Consider the following 19,425-nt stretch of genomic DNA (forward strand, 5'->3'; position numbering starts at 1 on the left):
GATTTAATGTTTATGCTTGACGATTTGAGCGATATTGGAATGAGTCGCCATAAAGCTAGCACTCAGTAGCCATGAGCTAATAGAATAAAAACAAATAAAAATAAGGGGATTAGCGTGCTGAATCGCGTGTGGTTGGCTTTTTTTATCACAGCATTGCTTGCAATAGCAGTGCAACTGTTCAATGGGCACATAGAAGTCCTATCGGCTTCGGTCGCCGCATTATTTGCGAGTGCTAAGCTTGCTGCTGAAATTTCCCTTGGGCTGATTGGCGTGCTTTCCCTGTGGATGGGATTGATGCAGGTAGGAGAAAAGGCTGGCGTTGTCGGCGCTATTGCCTTTGTGTTTGAGCCATTACTGCGCCGTTTGATGCCTGAAGTGCCCAAGGGGCATCCGGCCTTTGGCAGTATCACGATGAATTTAACAGCGAATATCTTTGGGTTAGATAATGCTGCCACACCACTTGGTTTAAAGGCGATGCATGATTTACAGAGTTTAAATCCGCTAAAAACCGTGGCGACTAATGCGCAAATCTTATTTTTAGTACTCAATACTTCCTCTGTGACCTTAGTGCCTGTGACGGTATTCCTTTATCGTGCCCAGCAAGGTGCCGCTGCGCCTGCGGATATTTTCTTGCCGATTTTACTGGCTACTTCGGCATCGACATTGGCGGGCTTGCTGGTTGTGGCGTTAGTGCAGCGGATTTCATTATTAAACTCAGTGGTGCTCGGTTATGGCGCCTTGATGCTCTCAGGGTTAGTGGCGAGTGGTTTTTATCTGATGACCTTAAGTGCTGAGGCCATTGGCACAGTGTCGACGGCAATGGGCAATGGTATTTTGCTGTTATTGGTATTTACCTTCGTGATTGTTGCGGGCATCCGTAAGGTGGCGGTTTATGATGAGTTTATTGAAGGGGCGAAGGCGGGTTTTGCTCAATCTATCCAGTTGATCCCTTATTTGCTCGCCATGTTATTAGCGATTGGTTTACTGCGCGCATCCGGCGCCTTGGATTATCTGTTGCACTTGATTGCCACTGGTGTGCGGATATTGGGTTTTGATACGCGTTTTGTCGATGCAATGCCGACCGCGCTAATGAAACCTTTTAGTGGATCAGGCGCTAGAGCCATGATGCTTGAGACAATGGATCACCACGGAGTAGATTCCTTTGCGGGTCGATTAGCGGCGATTTTTCAGGGTAGCACTGAAACCACTTTCTATGTTCTTGCTGTGTATTTTGGTTCTGTGGGTATTCGCCATGGACGCCACGCCTTAGCTTGCGGTTTAACCGCGGACTTTGCGGGGATCAGCGCCGCAATTGCTGTTTGCTATTGGTTTTATGGTTAACAGGATGGCAAGTGTCTTGAGCACCCTAGAATGTGCCAATAACAGTTCGAGAAGCTAAAAATAAATCAGGCGCATTATGCGCCTGATTTATTTGTAAGAGCTTTAATATTAGTGCGTTGGTGTAAGTATTTTGATGAAAAGAATTACTGGGCTGGTGCCCATTGCTGCCATTCGTTTTCGGCTTTGTGTTGCAATCTTAATACTGTGCCAGTCGCTAAACGATTATCCCCTTGAGTCGTGTCCTTAGTCGCCACATTGATGCCGCCAGCGAGTAAGGTTTCCAGCGAGCCCGCTTCGATTTGTGCACCTGAAAAGAGGCCGACATCGACTTTAATCCCTGAGGCATCCCAGAACTGACTGCTTTGATTCACTAAGTGACTGTACTGAGCCTCGATATGGGCCTGCATCAATACACTATTACCCTGTGTCGATAGGCTATAACCGTCGATTTGACCGACTTTAATCCCTCGGAAGAAGATAGGTGTGCCGACTTTCATTGAGCCTAGGCTAGTATCTTCTAGAATGAATTTCAGCGCATCTTCGGCAACATTGGCATAGCTGCTGGCAGCGAGGTTGGCAACAAACTGGGTCGCTTTTTGACTGCCCTTACCCGGTAATACTCCTATGTAAGGACCTGTGATCAGCGTTTCTGGCGCTTTGATCCCCGCCAGAGAAATTTGTGCATCCACTAAATGATATTCACAGTCACTGCGGCTGAAATGTTCGGCATATTCCCCGTAGAGATATGCGCTAGCTGTGAGTGTATTAAGATCCGCATTGAGCTTCACCTGCGACACTTCACCCACTTGATGACCTTGATAGCGAATCGCGGCCTTGGCCGTCAGTTTGCTGGAGGCGGGTAATGTGAGGCGAATTGCCTGCGCCTGAGTTAATGCCAACTGCTTGCTCTCATAGAGTTTTAACGGGGTTGTATTGCTCACTTTGTCATTGCTATCAAGCAGTCCCAGACTGATGCTGCCCTTTAATGCCCCTTGTAGCGGGGCAACGGCGACATCAATACCGGCAAGACTGGCACTGATATCCACGGCGCTGTTACGCCAGAATACTTTTGGCTTTTTCAGCAAGGGTTGAAACTGTTTGTCTATGGCGAGCTTGATAGCGAAGTCTTCGGTTTTGCTTTGCCAGTTCACTGAGTCAACTGTGCCAATTTGCATTTTTTTATAATAAATCGGTGAGCCTTGGCTGACATCGGCGCCATCTTGACTGATTAACGTTAAATGCACTTGCTGCTGACGATCATAAAAAGCTGTCGCGGCATCCACAGAGCTAAAGAGGGTCAGAGCGCTGTTAGCAGCTAAAGGTGTGTCGCTTTGACCTTGGATCAAGCTAACTGCACCTTGAGTGAGCGTTGTAAAATCCCTTGCTTTGACTGAGACCCCGTCTAACGATGCGTTTACCGTTAATGCCGACTCAGGCACAAAATAGCTGTCGATGCGAATTAGACTGGCAAACTCAGGTTGTAGCTCGAGTTGGTATTCCACTGCCGATAAATCTTTGGTTAACTTAACCGCAAGCACTGAACCAATGGGGATTTGCTTGAAGCGAACTTGAGCGCCCGCTGAAATGCCCATGTTTTCGGCTGAGGTTAAGGTCAAGAAACGCTTCTTCGATTGCAGTAAATCAGGCGCTTTGGCTTGTAAGGCAAAGCTGCTTGGTACCGCGCTTTTGGTGTTGATGCCTGGCAGGAAGTTGATCACGCTACCTGTCAGTAAGCGTTCTGGATTCTTAATGCCTGAGAGGGAAATATCAGCACCTTCAAGCCAAAACACGCCGTCGTTAGTTAACAGTGAACCGTATTGAGGTTCAAACTTAGCCACGGCTGTAACACCATTGGACGTGAGTTGTTTACTTAAAATACTGCCAATGCTCATGCCGCGATAAACGATGCGGGTACCTTTGTCGATACCGTTAGCGTCAGCCATGGTTAGGTTTATTTCTATGCCGCCAAGGGCGGTGGTTTCTGAATCATAAAGCGAAAAAACGTCACCGTTTTTAGCTATGTCTGCTTTATCGTCAGAGCTGAAACTCACGCCGCCAGCCAGAATGGATGCCAAACTCTCTGAACTGACTTTAACTCCAGTTAGTGAAGCATCAATTTTGACGCCAGAAACATTCCAAAAGTGAGAATTTTTCTTCACTAATCGCGCGTATTGCTCTTGAATGAAAGCGCTGATAATGACTCTTTGATTGCCATCTAAACGATAGCTGACCACGCTACCCACAGGGATTTGGCGGAAAAATATTGGCGAGCCAACATCGAGCGAACCGAGTTTATCGGAGGTCAATTCGACCATCACACCTTCTGAGCCGATTTGCATCGGCGGCGGTTGGCGTTCTGCCTCGAAGAAGGTTGATGCATTGCCTTTACCGGGTTGAATAGCAATGTAGTTACCGGAAAACAGCGCATCTAAGCCTTCAACACCTGTAATACTTGCTTTAGGTGTGACAAGCCAGAAGAGGGTTTCTTTATTCAAGAAAGGCTTAGCGCGGTAGTCCATCATGACCTTGACGTTCACACCTTTGAGATCGTCATCTATGCCAATGTCTTTCACTTTACCGACAGTCAAACCTTGGTATTTGACTAAGGTTTTACCCACATCAATCCCTGTGGCGCTCGGAAAGTGAATTTGAATTTCAACCCCCGATTCTTTAATGCTCTTAATGCCCAGCCAAGCACCTAATGCCAACGCGACAATAGGAAGCAGCCAAATGGGCGAAAAGAGTTTTTTCTTTACAACTTTCGGCGATTCAATTTGTGTCATCTTGAGGTTCCAATCGATCCCAGAGTAAACGAGTGTCTAAAACTTTTGCGGCTAACTGAGTTAACAGAATAACCAAGGCAAATGCGGTAGCCGCAGGCGCGGGTTTCGCGTCGAGTAATTGTCCCATGTTCACTAATGCTACTGTGATTGAGATGACAAATAAATCGAGCATTGACCAGCGGCCAATCCATTCGATGATGTGAAAACCCACCATCAATTTCTTTTTTGAAATCGGAATATCAAAGCTGATCGCACACAGATAAATGGATAAGCCGATGATTTTAATCCATGGTACTAAAATACTGGCGGTAAACACTATGATGGCAATAGGCAGCATATCTGAATGCACTAAATGCAAAATGCCCGAAAAAATGGTGTCGTGCCGCACTTGCCCCTGATTGGTCAGCATAGTGATAGGGTAAATGTTGGCTGGCACCAGCAAGATGGCAGCGGTAATCAACAAAGCCCAACTTTTTTGCAGGCTGGAATAGTCTCTGACGTGCAACTCAGTTTCACAGCGCTGACAGTGCGTGAGTTCACTGCTGTTGAGTTGGCGACACACTTTACAGAGACATAGGCCGATATCTTTACCTTGTTGTTTCATATCAGCTATGACCTTCCAATAACGTCCACATATGTTCTAAATCGTATTCTCTTTGTAGAAACAAGGTCACGAGAAACAGCATAGTGAAGCAAAATGTGCCCATACCAAAATAAATGTCCGAAAAATCAGATAGCTGAAATGATGAAACTAAGAAGCTGATCACATAAATTTCCAGCATAGTGAGCTGCGATAAGATACCATGAAATTTTAATAACTGCTTCAATGAGTTACGCCAAAAAAGGCTACTCAACCCCCATTTTACAATTAAAATCTGTGTCAATATCGATAACAGTAATAAGCCTGGACCTATCACAGCTGCGGCAAGTACGGCGACACCTACAACCCAATAGCCTTGGTCAAATACTGCAAATGCCCCTTGGAAAACCGTAGTAGTACGAATACTGCCGAAAAAGTGGATCTCGAGTACGGGTAAAAAATTGGCAGGGAAATAAAACACTAATGCCGAAATACATAGGGCTAACATACCATTCACAGAGCAGTATGGCGTGTCATAAAGTGCAGTGCTGCAACGAGGACAGAGTGCTCTAACGCCGCTTGGCAAGGCACGTTTGCGGACTGCTAAATCGCAGGAGCGGCATAGGGTTACTGAATTTTCTGCTGCGTTTTCATGCATATAAAAATATATATTAGCCTAATAGGAGTAATAACAGCGAGATCGGTGCAAAGTGTCGTGCTAGTTAGCTGTTAAGCCACGTCTAGCGCTTTATAATCTTGGCAACGAAAGTACGCTAATAATATCAGATTAATCAGAACACTTGCATCACAAGTTCAATCTATGTCACTCTAGTTACTGTATATAAAAACAGTGCGAGGGCAGTCATGGCAGTAATAACACAGTTTGTCGTGGTCAGAGAAGGGGTTGAAAAGATGACATTCACATCTAAGAAGGAGGCTGATGCCTACGATAAGATGCTCGATATCGCCGATAACCTTATCCCCTTCATTCAAAAAGCTGATTTGGGTATAGATGAAAGTGTGGGTGAAAAGCTCGCATTCTATTTTGCTAACAATAAAGATGAGCTGACGAACTTGCTTAAAGGCGCCGTTCAGGTTAATAGTACGCCAACGAATCCGCCTGCAGCGAAAAAAGCGGCTAAAAAGACCGAAGCAGCAGAATAAAATTGTTAGGAAATGTAATGAAATCGAAATTTTATGAGTCACTTAACCGTCAAGCCTTGGCCTTGTTGGAAGGGGAAGATGACCTTGTTGCGGCGATGGCGAATTTTTCAGCCTTGCTCAATGATAATTTAACTGAGCTGAACTGGGTGGGATTCTACGTCATGCGTGGCGAACAACTGGTACTAGGCCCGTTTCAAGGTAAAGTGGCTTGTACACGCATTCCGTTAGGAAAAGGTGTGTGTGGTACAGCAGCATTCACTAATCAAACTCAGCGAGTGGCTGATGTCCATCAATTTGATGGTCATATTGCCTGTGATTCTGCCAGTAATTCTGAAATCGTTGTGCCAGTTCGTGCGCAAGGTAACGTGGTTGCCGTGCTCGATATTGATAGTCCTATCTTCGATCGTTTCGATGAAGAAGACCAAAAGGGGCTGGAATTACTGGTTAAAAGTTTTGAAAACTGCCTATTTGATTAATTTGCGTACAATAACGCATAATTCATAGTCGCAATCGGTGGCGTGCGCCTTATAATATGCGCCTGCACGCATTAAGCTGGTTTGATTGGCATGCAATGAATAAGCTTAGTGTTTTGAGCTGACAAAATTTGTTAAGGTATATTTTTTAACTTTAGTAAACGCGGCTAGGATGCTAATTTGTACGTTGACTCAATATTGAGTTTAACGAAGATAAACGACATGTAAGAAGCTGATATATATCACCTCGAATCGATGTCCCTTTTTGACTGTGGAAGTAATGATGGAATCAACAGAAAAGTTGACCGACACCAATGCAATTTTGGCGTATTTGTATGAAACATTTCCTTTGTGCTTTATTGCTGAAGGTGAAACTAAGCCATTAAAAATCGGATTGTTTCAAGATTTGGCTGAAAGGTTGGCTGATGATTCTAAAGTCAGTAAAACTCAGCTCAGAGTTGCCTTGAGACGTTACACCAGCAGCTGGCGCTATTTAAAGTGCGTTAAAGCGGGCGCACAACGCGTAAACCTGGATGGCGAACCTTGCGGCGAGTTAGAGCAAGAGCACATTGATCATGCTCAAGCCATGTTGAAAGAGAGTCAGGATAAGGCCAAAGCGAAACGTGCAGCACTTGCACCTAAGCCTGCGGCGAAGAAAGCACCTAAAAAGGTGGCCGTTCCTCAGCGTCCTAAAACTGAGCGTCCTGCTAAGCCTGCACCAAAAGCTGCAGCGCCAGTCGTCAATTATGTTCAAGCACAATTGACTGATTTAACGAAAAAACAACGCGTCAATGTTAAATTAGGTATGACACCCGTAGCCGGTGTGATTACTGACATTAACAAGGAAGATATTCATGTTCAGCTTGATAGTGGCCTAACGATTAAAGTTAGAGCAGAACATATCCTGCTGTAATCATTTATTAAAACGGAGTAACTTGTTGATGCGAAAACTCACTTTGGCTACCTCGATCGCCACTGTTTTTGTCGGATTCTCGGCTTGGGCCGTACCACCCACGATTCAAATCAGCGAGTTACCCACTCTCAAGCAGGAAGCGCAACATAAGGTTGCGAGCAAAAGGGTAACGGACTTATACACTCGTTCGCACTATCATAGATTCAATCTTGATGACGCCTTTTCTGCGCAAATTTTTGATCGTTATCTACAGCAGTTAGACTATCGCCGCAATGTGTTAACCCAAGCGGATGTCGATAGTTTTAAACCTTATGCAACCCAATTCGATGACATGCTCAGTTCTGGTGAACTTGAGCCTGCCTATAAAATGTTTGATATCGTCCAAAAGCGCCGCTATGAAGGCTTTGTCTATGCTTTATCTCTATTAGACAAAGAGATGGATTTTTCTGCGCCCGGTGATGCCTATGAGTACGACCGCGATGAGGCCGCATGGCCAAAAGACCAGACAGAAATTAATGAGTTATGGCGTCAACGTGTTAAATACGATGCACTAAATCTTAAACTCACAGGTAAGAAATGGCCTGAGATTGTTGATATCCTCCAAAAGCGTTACAACAACGCCATTAAACGGCTGATTCAAACTAACAGTGAAGACGTGTTCCAAGGCGTGATGAATGCCTTCTCCCGTAGCATTGAGCCACATACAAGTTACCTTTCACCACGCAATGCTGAACGTTTCCAAATGGAAATGAACTTGAGCCTTGAAGGCATTGGTGCTCAACTGCAACTTGAAGACGATTACACTGTCATTAAAAGTTTAATTACTGGCGGCCCTGCTGCGGGCAGTGAAAAACTGTCGCCGGAAGACAAGATTGTCGGCGTCGGTCAAGAAGGCGGTGAAATTGTTGATGTGATCGGCTGGCGTTTAGACGACGTGGTTGATCTGATCAAAGGTCCTAAGGGCAGTAAAGTTGTTTTGCAAATTTTACCGAAGAAAGGCGGTTCGAATGCGAAGCCGTTCGACGTTACCTTAGTTCGCGACAAAATTCGTCTTGAAGATAGAGCTGCAACCTCTAAGGTGATTGAGCCTAAAGACGGCGAGTACGCAAATCGCAAAGTCGGTGTGATCCAAATTCCTGGTTTCTATATGAATTTGTCGCAGGACGTTGAAAAAGAGCTCGTGAAGTTAAACGACGCCAAAGTAGAAGGCATAGTCATCGACCTTAGAGGTAACGGTGGTGGTGCATTAACGGAAGCCGTGCTGCTGACGGGACTTTTTATCGATATGGGCCCTGTAGTGCAAATTCGTGATGCCGATGGACGAGTGTCTGCGCATCGTGATAACGACGGTAAAACCAGTTATGCAGGACCATTGACTGTGATGGTTGACCGTTACAGTGCTTCAGCCTCTGAAATTTTTGCTGCCGCATTGCAAGATTATGACCGTGCACTGATTGTCGGTGAGTCGAGTTTTGGGAAAGGCACAGTACAGCAGCATAAGAGCCTAGGCCGTATCTACGACATGTATGAGAAGCCAATTGGCCATGTGCAGTATACGATTCAAAAGTTCTACCGTATTAATGGTGGTAGTACACAGATTAAAGGTGTGACCCCCAACATTGCTTACCCAAGTGCGTTGGAGCCGGGCGAGTACGGTGAAGCTGAAGAGAAAAATGCTTTACCTTGGGATAAAGTGCCAATGGCGCAATATGGTACGCTTAATGATGTTACGCCTGAGTTAGTGACTAGCCTTGAATCTAAGCACCTTAACCGTATAAAAAACAGCGTAGAGTTTGCCTATATCAATCAAGATATTGCCGACTTTAAAAAGCATCACAAAGAGAAAACTGTGTCTCTGGTTGAAAGTGAGCGTATTGCTTCCCGTGAAGCCGATGAGAAAAAAGTCCTCGACAGAACAAACGAGCGTCGAGTCGCCAATGGTTTAGCACCGGTTAAATCAATGGAAGACATTAAAGACGACGCTGAATTGCCAGATGCATTTTTAGACGAAACCGCTTATATCACCTTAGATATGGCTGATGTGCAAAAAGTGGCTAAAACTAGTGCTAAGTAGGCGCTAGTCGAGTCGATTTATCCGATATCAAAACGCGCTTATGGCGCGTTTTTTCTTATTTAGATCAGCGTTAAAGGGATCGAAATGACACAAGCTCAAGCAAAATACTTAAAAGATTATCAAGCGCCACTTTTTACGATAGAGACTATCGATTTAGCATTTAATTTGGCTGGCAATGAAACCCAAGTGCAGGCGATCAGTCGTATAAAACGCACTTCAAAACATGCACAAGCCTTAGTGTTGGATGGCGAAGATTTGACCGTTGTTTGGCTGACTGTTAATGGTGATGCTGTGCCTTACCATGTTAGTGCAGGTCAATTAGTTCTAGAAACTGAGCTTGATGAGTTTGAGCTGAACATTATCACTAAGCTCGATCCTGAAGCTAATTCGAGCCTTGAAGGGCTCTATATGTCCGATGGTGCCTACTGCACGCAATGCGAGGCAGAGGGCTTTCGACGTATCACTTATTTCCTTGATCGCCCTGATGTATTAGCTAAATACACAGTTCGTATTGAAGCCGATAGCGCCGCATTCCCGTTTTTACTGAGTAACGGTAATTTGATTGATCAAGGTGAGTTAGATGGTGGACGCCATTATGTTTGCTGGCAAGATCCATTTCCAAAACCAGCGTATTTATTTGCCTTAGTCGCTGGCGATTTTGATCTATTGCAAGATGAGTTCATTACTCGCAGTCGCCGTAAAGTGATCCTGCAAGTGTTCGTTGATAAAGGTAATTTACATAAAGCACACCATGCGATGGCATCACTTAAGAAATCCATGGCATGGGATGAGAGCCGTTTTGATCTTGAGTATGATTTAGATATTTACATGATAGTGGCCGTCGACTTTTTCAATATGGGTGCGATGGAAAACAAAGGCTTAAATATCTTTAACACTAAATATGTGCTTGCAGATACCTTAACGGCCACCGACGAGGATTACCACGGCATTGAATCGGTTGTAGGCCATGAGTATTTCCATAATTGGACAGGAAACCGCGTAACGTGCCGCGATTGGTTCCAGTTAAGTTTGAAAGAAGGCTTAACGGTTTTTCGCGATCAAGAATTTAGCTCAGATTTAGGCTCTCGTGCTGTGAATCGAATTCACGCAATTAAAGTGATCAAGAATCAGCAATTTGCAGAAGATTCTGGCCCTATGTCCCATCCTATTCGTCCAGAATCTGTCATTGAGATGAATAATTTCTACACTGTGACTGTGTATAACAAGGGCGCTGAAGTCATCCGCATGATGCACACTTTGCTCGGCGAAGAAAAGTTTCAGGCGGGAATGAAACTGTATTTTAAACGCCACGACGGCCAAGCTGTCACCTGTGATGATTTTGTGGCGGCAATGGAAGATGCCAGCGGCGTGGATTTAACCCAATTCCGTTTATGGTATAGCCAAGCCGGTACGCCGATTGTGACTGCGATGGACAGTTTTGATGCGCAAACGGGCGTTTATCAATTGACCCTTAAACAAAGTCTAGTGAACTGTGCATCACCGCTGCATATTCCGTTTAGCTTAGAGCTCTTAGATGCGAAGGGCCATTCTTTAGTGAATGAGATTCTCGATTTTACTCAAACTGAACAAGTGTTTAGCTTTGATGGACTCACTCATAAACCCGTCGCTTCGTTACTGCAAAACTTTTCCGCTCCCGTCAAATTACAATATCGATTCAATGTGGATCAACTCGTTCACTTGATGCGTTTTGCTAGCAGCGAAGTGGCGCGTTGGGAAGCTTCTGTGACCTTAGTGAGCCAAGCTATTTGGCAAAATGTGGCGAGTTTACAACAGCAACAAGCTATGGCTCTCGATCCCCGTGTGCGCGATAGTTTTAAAGGTGTGTTGTTAGATACTGAGCTTGATCCGGCATTGATCGCCGAAATATTAGCGATACCTACGGCTTCGGCTTTGATTGAGCAAACAGAGAATGTTGATCTAGATGCGTTAGCTTTAGCACGTGAATTTGTACTAATAGAGCTCGCTTCACATAGTGAAGATGAATTGATTGCGCTATATCGTTCTTTAGTCGCAGTAGAGAGTACGCAGGCAAGAGCCCTTAAAAATCAGTGTTTAACTTGGTTAGCTCGGGTGTCGGATGAGGCCGAGGGGTTAGTGATTTCTCAGTTCGATAACGCCAGTAATATGACGGATTCTCTTGGTGCGTTGACGGCAGCCAATGTTGGGAATTTACCTTGTCGTGATGAACTGATGACGACATTTGAGCTACGTTGGCAGGATACGCCATTAGTGATGGATAAATGGTTTATGTTGCAAGCGACCCGTGATGCAGATGATGTGATTGAGTGTTTGCGTCAGTTGCAGCAACACAAGTGTTTTAGTATGAGCAATCCAAACCGAGTGCGTGCTTTAGTGGGCAGTTTTGCTGCCGGTAATATTTATCAATTCCACCGTAGAGACGGTAAGGGTTATGCTTTCTTAACCGAATGCTTAATGACCCTTAATAAGCTCAATCCGCAGGTTGCGGCCCGTATGGTGACGCCATTGATCCAGTATCATAAATTCGACTTAGGCCGCCAAACTTTGATAAAAGCCTGTTTAGGGCAACTTTTGGCTTTGCCTGACTTATCTAAGGATATGTACGAAAAAGTCTCTAAAGCATTGGCAAAATAGCAGTTTGTAGGAGGAGGGCAGCAGTCTGTGCTGCTCTGATATTATGGAACTGTATTTCAAACTATCGATCAGTTATCGAGATTTCTTACCTTATTATCAAGGGCTTGCCGATAAAGTTGAGGTTCGTGAAACTCAAGGGCGGATTTTGTGGATTAATGGCCGTCATTTTAGGCGTTTTTTAACCGAAAATGGCATTCAAGGCTATTTCAAATTGGTTTTAGATGACAAGGGACAATTTGTTTCATTAAATCGAGTTTAGTCTTAATTTGTTTATCTTTACTTAGAGTAATTACTTTAAACGGTCGGCTGATTACTAAGCTCGCTTTGTGATATTTTATTTTTAAATATGTTAATGAATTATATGATTTTTTAATGTGTTTTTATGTTTCATTCCTATTCCGCTTTTCGCTAATTTAAATCTCTCCTTTTTAGTTAACGGTACAAATGTACCTACATGCTTAATTCTTTAGAAAATTTTCTCTAACTGCGCCTTGCTCAAGGGGATTAATTGCTGTAACAATGATGTTACCTGTGAGCTAACAAGATGTTGGTTGTAATTCCTAAAACAAAGAATCCAGCAGGGTACGGAGAGCTAAAATGAAAATTGTTAAAAATAGTTTTAACAAATCGGCGCTTGCTTTGGGGGTGGCGTCGGCATTGAGTTTGTTAATGATCCCAAGCGTTAATGCAGTATCTTTTAATTGGGGAGAGGTTGAGGGCACATTTGACTCAACTTGGACTGCTGGTGCGAGCTGGCGTGTAGGGGAGCGCGATTGGGAAGGTCAAATTGGTAAGGTTAATCAACCCCAATTCGATTGGTCTACTTACAGCGCATTTGGCAATACTAAATATACTTCTGCTGAGATTTGGGCCCAGCCCGGATCGTATTCCAGTAACAATGACTTAAGTAATTTACTTTATTCTCAAGGCGATACTACGTCCGAAATCGTTAAAGGTTTGCATGAATTGTCATTGAAATACAAAAACTACGGTTTATTCGCTCGTGGTATGTATTTCTATGATCGTAAACTCAATGACGGTAATTATGATTTTAATGATCCGATAACGGGCAAAGAGTTTGACCCTTGCGAAGATAACCGTGCTTCAGAAGTTCAATGTAAAGATATTCGCTTACTCGATGCGTTTGTGTATGGCAACTTTGACCTCAACGATGGCGCTAATCCATTATCTATTCGTGTAGGTAATCAAGTGGTGTCATGGGGTGAAAGTACACTGATTGCCCATGGGATCAGTGAAATCAACGCCGTTGACTTGAACATACTTAATGCGCCAGGCGCTGAACTAAAAGAAGCGTTCAGACCTCAAGGCATGGTGTGGGCTTCCCTTGGTTTGACGGATTCATTAACGGTAGAAGCATTCTATCAATATGATTGGCAACCTATTTGGGTTCCAACACCGGGTTCTATTTTTGCGACTAACGATTTTGCGGGTTTCGGTGGTTACGCTCAAAACGCTCAGCTTGGGTTTAATGCTAACCCTGACATCAATTTAGACTTCGTAATGCAAGAATACGAGCGTTTAGCGGGCATGATTGCCAGCGGCCAATCTATTCCGACACAGCAATTGGTTTCTATGGCCTTAGCCTACCCAACAAAAGTGACGCTAGTGCAGGATGAGGCAGAGCCAAGCAATGATGGCCAATATGGTATTAAGCTGGGTTATTACGCGCCTTCACTGGGTGAAACCGAATTTGGTTTTTATTTCATGAATTACCATAGCCGTCGTCCTCTTATCAGTGGTACTGCCGCCGATTTTAGCACGGGTGCACTTTTGTCTGATCTGGCGACCATAGGTCAAAATTCGGGCAACATTGATCGTGAATTGCTGCTCAATTTGAAGAGTTTCTCTAAGGCGCAAATCGTTTATCCAGAGGATATCAAGCTTTACGGTTTCAGTTTCAATACCTTGGTTGGTGATACCTCTGTCGCGGCTGAAATTGCCCATCGTCAGGATGAACCACTGCAAATCGATGACGTAGAATTGTTGTTTGCCGGTATGCCACAGCAGTTAGCTAACGCTGGTCTTCGTCCAGATCTCGATGGTATTTCACAGATTAAAGATGTTAAGCCGGGTGAAACCGTGGATGGCTTTATCCGTCTTGATACCACTCAGGCGCAGATGACTTTCACCCATTTATTTGGTCCAACGTTAGGTTTAGATAACTTGACTATGTTGGCCGAAGTGGGTGGCGTGTGGATCCATGATATGCCAGGTTTTGATGAGCTACGTCTCAATGGCCCAGGTACGTCACGTTCTGGCGGCAACCCAGATATGCCCGGCATCATTCAAGCCTTGCACAATGGTCCTGAAACTAACCCGTTCCCAACCGACTTTGCTTGGGGATACCGTTTAGTTGGAAAGGCGGATTTCAACAACGTATTTGCTGGGGTCAATATGTCTCCACGGGTGATTTTCTCCCATGACGTTGATGGCATTACACCTGATCCTATGTTCCTGTTCACGGAAGGACGTAAGTCTGTCGCGCTAGGCGTTAACTTCGACTATCAAAACCGTTGGGGTGCAGATATCTCCTATAACAATTTCTTTGGCGGTGTCGGTACGACGAATGCGATGGCAGATCGTGATTATGTTTCATTCAATATCAAGTATTCGATCTAAAAGGACTCAAACAATGAAGAAACTGACGATATTGGCGAGTGCAGTCATGCTGGCGTTCGCAGCGCCAGTCGCTATGGCTAAGATATCAGAAGCTGATGCGGCAAAACTTGGCAATGAACTTACCCCTTTAGGTGCTGAAAAAGCAGGTAATGCTGATGGTTCTATTCCTGCGTGGGATGGTGGGATCACTCAGCCTGTGGCGGGTTATACTAAAGGGATGCATCACCCAGATCCTTTCCCTGAGGATAAGATTGAATTTACTATTACCAATGCTAACAAGGCGCAATATAAAGATTTTTTAACGCAGGGTCAGATGAAGTTGTTCGAACTTTACCCTGATACCTACAAGATGAATGTGTATAAGACTCGCCGTAGCGCCTCTGTACCACAGTTCGTTTACGATGCGACTAAAGTTAACGCGACTCGTGCTGAACTGATTGCACAGGGCAATGGTATTTCTGGCGCGGCTATTGGTATTCCATTCCCGATCCCTGCAAATGGTTTAGAAGCAATTTGGAACCACATTTTGCGTTTTCGTGGTATCGATATCGAAACTTCCCGTAGCCAAGCTGCACCGACAGCCGATGGTAGCTATAGCTTAGTGGAAACGGCTGAGGAAATTCGCTTCGAATATTCTCGTCCAGAAATTACCTTAGATCAGCTTAAAGCCAGCAATACGCTGTTCTACTTTAAGCAAGTGGTGACTCAGCCTGCACGTTTAGCAGGTACAGCCTTATTGGTTAAAGAAACCATGGATCAAGAGGCGCTTCCCCGCCAAGCTTGGACCTATAACACAGGTCAACGTCGAGTCCGTAAAGCGCCGAACGTGGCTTTTGATACACCGGGTACAGTGTCAGATGGTCTGCGTACGACAGATGATTTCGATATGTTTAACGGCTCCCCAGTGCGTTACAACTGGGAACTGGTTGGCAAAAAAGAAATTTATATCCCGTACAACGATTACAAACTGCATTCGGATAAGCTGAAATATGACCAAATATTGAAACCTGGTCATGTGAATCCTGAGTACGTTCGTTGGGAAAAACACCGCGTATGGCAAGTGAGGGCGACGCTGAAAGACGGTATGCGCCACATTTATAAAGTGCGCGATATGTACCTTGATGAAGATTCATGGCAAGTGTCAATCGCCGATCTCTACGACAACCGTGATCAGTTGTATCGTGTGGCCGTTGCACATGGCTTGAATTACTACGAAGTACCTGCACAGTGGGATACTTTGGAAGTCTTCCATGATTTGCAATCCCGTCGTTATCTCGCCATGGGCTTAGACAACCAAAGTGGCATGTATAACTTCGATGCCAAACTGACTGAAGCTAACTTTACCCCCGATGCATTGCGTCGTGAGGGTATCCGTTAATAGGCCAAGTACAAAGGGGCGCTTAGCGCCCCTCATTAGTTTAAGGAAGTTTGTATGTCGTTTCGCATCCTTCAGTGTGTCGCTGTATTAAGTTTCGGTGGCGCTTTTTTTCCTTCTACGTTATCTGCAACGCCCTCTGATCCGATTTTTTCTCAAGTTCAACCTCTTGCTGCTTCATCTTTGATTTTAGATATTGCCAACGTAGGCCCAGGTTTAGTGGCTGTGGGTGAACGTGGCCATGCTCTTGTGTATGACGGCAGTTGGCATCAAGTGGTAACGCCCGTGAGTTCACAGCTGACAAAAGTCTTTTTCCTCAATGAAAAACGCGGTTGGGCTGTAGGTCACGATGCAACCATTTTACAGACTCAGGATGGCGGGCAAACTTGGCAGCTACAAATGCATTCGCCAGAGATTGAAAAGCCTTTCCTCGATGTGGTGTTTTTAGACGAAAACAATGGTATTGCCATTGGCGCTTACGGTTTGTTTTATCGCACCAACGATGGCGGTGCCCAGTGGCGTGAGGAGTTTCATGAGGAGCTCTTAGCAGAAGAAGATGTGGCTTATTTGGCGGAGTTAAAAGGCAGCGATCAATCGGCCTATTTGAGTGCGCGCGCTTCATTATTGCCGCACTTTAATCGTATTTTAACCTTAACCGATGGACGTTTATTATTGGTTGGCGAGCTGGGCTTAGTCGCTGTTTCTGGCGATCAAGGTAAAACATTTACGCGTACCAATTTTGATTACGATGGTTCTATGTTTAACGCCGTAGAAACGAAAAATGCTGTGTATGTGATGGGCCTTCGCGGTCATATATTCAAAGCGGATGTGAGTTTAAGCCAATGGAATCAAATAGAACTGCCTGTGCAATCCTCAATCAACGGTGCAATGGTTGTTTCTGACGACGCGCTATATTTAGTGGGAAATGCGGGGATAGTGATCAAGCTAAATGAGGACGACACTAGCAGTATCGTGACTCGTCGCCAAGGGGAAAACTTAGTGTCTATTGCGAAGGATAATCAAGGGAATATGTGGTTATCCGGCAGCCAAGGGCTGTTTATTCTTAAGCCATAAAATTTTAAAACTACAATAAATAACAGGGCCGAGAAGATGTTAGAAAAACTGGTCAACGGATTTGAGTCATTTTTGTTTCGCAATCGCGCATGGGTCGTCGGCATTTTTGTGTTTTTGACGTTGTTTTTTGGCTATCAGGCCAGTCAACTCAAAATGGATGCGGCTTTTATCAAAAATATTCCACTGCAGCACAGTTATATGCAGACCTACCTGAAACACCAAAAAGATTTTGGTGGTGCCAACAGCATCATGGTGGCGGTTGAGGATACCAGCGGTAATATTTTTAATGCTAACTATTTTGATACCTTAAAAAACGTGCATGATCAGCTGTTTTTTATTCCAGGGGTTGATCGTGCGCAGGTGAAATCAATTTTTTCGCCTTCCACTCGTTTTACTGAAGTCGTTGAGGATGGTTTTGCTGGCGGGCCAGTTATTCCAGCGGATTTTTCAACTTCAGTGTCTGGGTTAGAAACGGTTCGCGATAATATTGAAAAAGCAGGGATTGTCGGCCGATTAATTGCCAACGATTACAGTGCTGCTATGGTGTCGGCTCAATTAATGGATTTTGATCCACAGACGGGTAAACCGCTTGATACCATTGCTTTTGCTGCACAATTAGAAAAAGAGCTTAGGGGCAAGTTCGAAACCGATAAGGTTAAAATTCACATCATAGGTTTCGCCAAAATGGCGGGGGATGTGGCTGATGGTGCTAAGGGTGTATTGCTGTTCTTCGTGATCGCGATTTTGGTCACCGCCATCATGGTTTACCTCTTTTCTAAATCCATCATCTTGACCATGCTGCCACTGGTCTGCAGTTTAACGGCTGTGGTCTGGCAGCTTGGTTTATTGACTGTGATAGGTTTCGGTCTCGATCCTATGTCGATTCTGGTACCGTTTTTAGTCTTCGCCATCGGTGTGAGCCACGGGGTGCAGATCATCAATGCTGTACGGCGTCGAGTGCTCGACGGGCAAACGACAAAAGCGGCTTCGGCGTCGGCATTTCGTAGTTTATTAGTGCCGGGTGGTGTGGCATTACTGTCCGATACTGTTGGTTTTATTACCCTGTTATTTATCGATATTGGGATTATTCGCGAGCTGGCGATTTCTGCCTCGCTCGGTGTTGGCGTGATCATTTTCACTAACCTTATCCTGTTGCCTTTGGTGATTTCTTTTACTGAAATCAAAGTCAATAAACACGCAGAACCGACCGCTGAAGAAGTGCGAACTGAGGCTATTTGGCGCTTCATGGCGCGTTTTGCGACGCCTAAATATGCTGTGGTAGTCATTATTGCCACTGTGGTGTTGTATTTTGTGGGTCTGCAACAAGCCAATCAGATGAAGATTGGTGATCTACAGGGCGGCGCGCCAGCGTTACATCAAGATTCGCGTTATAACCTCGATACCTTCTTCATCACAGATCATTTCTCTATCACCACAGATGTGATGACTGTGATTGTTGAGGCAGCACCTGAAGCCTGTACTTACCACGATGTGCTCACTCAAATTGATCAGTTTGAGTGGTTAGTACGCAATACCCCAGGGGTGGAGTCGACTGTGAGTCTGGCGTCGGTCGCTAAAAAAGTGAATGCTGGCTTCAACGAAGGTAATCCAAGATGGGAAGTGTTACCGCGTACAACGGCGAGCTTAGTACAGGCCATTGGCCAAATTCCCACGACTTCAGGTTTATTAAATGGCGATTGTTCTGTCATGCCTGTGTATCTGTTTATGAAAGATCACAAGGCCGAAACCATAGAAACTGTGGTCGCTAAGGTCAAAGCCGTCGCCGCGAAAATGGACAACGAGAAGTTGCAGTTTAAACTGGCGTCGGGTCCTGTGGGTGTAATGGCAGCGACTAACGAAGCGGTAGCCGAAGCGCAATTACCTATGATGATATATGTCTATGGTGCCGTGTTTGTACTGTGCTTAATCAGCTTTAAATCCTTGAAAGCGACTGTGGCGGTCATTATCCCGCTATATGTGGTGTCAACATTGGCGCAAGCTTTGATGACTCAGCTCGATATTGGCTTAGCAGTCAGTACCTTACCTGTTATTGCGCTGGGTGTCGGTATCGGTGTGGATTACGGTATTTATATCCTTTCGACCATGTCGTCTAAGCTCTCGAACGGTATGCCAGTGCAACAGGCTTACTATGAGGCGTTGGTCGAACGGGGCAGTGCGGTGATCTTTACGGGCCTGACTTTAGCGATTGGTGTCAGTACTTGGTTCTTCTCGGCGCTTAAATTCCAAATGGACATGGGAATATTGTTAACATTCATGTTTGTGGTAAATATGCTCGGTGCCATAATTATCCTACCTGCATTGGCCGCCATTTTCTGGCGCCAGCCTAAGTAGAGTCTACAAATGGGGAGCTAAG

14 protein-coding genes are annotated in these 19,425 nt (G+C 44.9%); 11 read left to right on the forward strand and 3 right to left on the reverse strand.

What is annotated here, in order from left to right:
* Window positions 1–114: 114 nt before the first annotated feature.
* A complete protein-coding gene (locus L5M18_RS03935) occupies window positions 115–1,341 on the forward strand; it encodes a nucleoside recognition domain-containing protein (RefSeq protein WP_131523339.1) in 1,227 nt (408 codons plus the stop codon).
* A gap of 143 nt (window positions 1,342–1,484) precedes the next feature.
* Here L5M18_RS03935 and L5M18_RS03940 read toward each other — a convergent pair whose 3' ends face one another.
* The 3 genes from L5M18_RS03940 to L5M18_RS03950 are packed head-to-tail and all read right to left on the reverse strand — an operon-like array spanning window position 1,485 to window position 5,362.
* Entirely contained in the window at window positions 1,485–4,124 is a 2,640-nt protein-coding gene (locus tag L5M18_RS03940; protein WP_263195991.1) for a PqiB family protein, read from the reverse strand.
* The gene (locus tag L5M18_RS03945) at window positions 4,111–4,728 is read right to left on the reverse strand and encodes a paraquat-inducible protein A (RefSeq protein ID WP_105252657.1); all 618 of its coding nucleotides are present in this window, start codon (window positions 4,726–4,728) and stop codon (window positions 4,111–4,113) included. The genes L5M18_RS03940 and L5M18_RS03945 overlap by 14 nt, the downstream gene beginning before the upstream one ends.
* A 1-nt stretch (window position 4,729) precedes the next feature.
* Complete coding sequence (locus L5M18_RS03950) at window positions 4,730–5,362, reverse strand: paraquat-inducible protein A (RefSeq protein WP_173496834.1); 633 nt, start codon at window positions 5,360–5,362, stop codon at window positions 4,730–4,732.
* A gap of 206 nt (window positions 5,363–5,568) precedes the next feature.
* Between L5M18_RS03950 and L5M18_RS03955 the strand changes: the two genes are divergently transcribed.
* From L5M18_RS03955 to L5M18_RS04000, 10 genes are all read left to right on the forward strand, one after another.
* Complete coding sequence (locus L5M18_RS03955; protein WP_105252655.1) at window positions 5,569–5,868, forward strand: YebG family protein; 300 nt, start codon at window positions 5,569–5,571, stop codon at window positions 5,866–5,868.
* 17 nt (window positions 5,869–5,885) lie between these two features.
* Entirely contained in the window at window positions 5,886–6,344 is a 459-nt protein-coding gene (locus L5M18_RS03960) for a GAF domain-containing protein (RefSeq protein WP_028759760.1), read from the forward strand.
* Between the two features lie 280 nt (window positions 6,345–6,624).
* Complete coding sequence (gene proQ / locus L5M18_RS03965) at window positions 6,625–7,254, forward strand: RNA chaperone ProQ (protein WP_028759761.1); 630 nt, start codon at window positions 6,625–6,627, stop codon at window positions 7,252–7,254.
* A gap of 28 nt (window positions 7,255–7,282) precedes the next feature.
* Window positions 7,283–9,328 (forward strand): carboxy terminal-processing peptidase, encoded by a 2,046-nt coding sequence (gene prc, locus L5M18_RS03970; protein WP_263195992.1) that lies wholly within the window; start codon window positions 7,283–7,285, stop codon window positions 9,326–9,328.
* 84 nt (window positions 9,329–9,412) lie between these two features.
* Window positions 9,413–11,962 carry an aminopeptidase N gene (gene pepN / locus L5M18_RS03975; RefSeq protein ID WP_263195993.1) on the forward strand — a complete coding sequence of 850 codons (2,550 nt, stop codon included), beginning with the start codon at window positions 9,413–9,415 and terminating at the stop codon, window positions 11,960–11,962.
* Window positions 11,963–12,005: 43 nt separating this feature from the next.
* A complete protein-coding gene (locus L5M18_RS03980; protein WP_028759764.1) occupies window positions 12,006–12,221 on the forward strand; it encodes a DUF2835 domain-containing protein in 216 nt (71 codons plus the stop codon).
* A 338-nt stretch (window positions 12,222–12,559) separates the two neighbouring features.
* Window positions 12,560–14,602 carry a DUF1302 domain-containing protein gene (locus tag L5M18_RS03985; protein ID WP_263195994.1) on the forward strand — a complete coding sequence of 681 codons (2,043 nt, stop codon included), beginning with the start codon at window positions 12,560–12,562 and terminating at the stop codon, window positions 14,600–14,602.
* A gap of 13 nt (window positions 14,603–14,615) precedes the next feature.
* Window positions 14,616–15,980: a DUF1329 domain-containing protein gene (locus L5M18_RS03990; protein WP_263195995.1), complete on the forward strand. Its 1,365-nt coding sequence runs from the start codon at window positions 14,616–14,618 to the stop codon at window positions 15,978–15,980.
* Between the two features lie 54 nt (window positions 15,981–16,034).
* A complete protein-coding gene (locus L5M18_RS03995; protein WP_263195996.1) occupies window positions 16,035–17,051 on the forward strand; it encodes a WD40/YVTN/BNR-like repeat-containing protein in 1,017 nt (338 codons plus the stop codon).
* A 36-nt stretch (window positions 17,052–17,087) separates the two neighbouring features.
* Window positions 17,088–19,403: an efflux RND transporter permease subunit gene (locus L5M18_RS04000; protein WP_263195997.1), complete on the forward strand. Its 2,316-nt coding sequence runs from the start codon at window positions 17,088–17,090 to the stop codon at window positions 19,401–19,403.
* Window positions 19,404–19,425 lie beyond the last annotated feature (22 nt).

Origin of the sequence: Shewanella sp. SM20, from assembly GCF_025654545.1 — a bacterium.
Classification (GTDB): Bacteria; Pseudomonadota; Gammaproteobacteria; order Enterobacterales; family Shewanellaceae; genus Shewanella; species Shewanella oncorhynchi.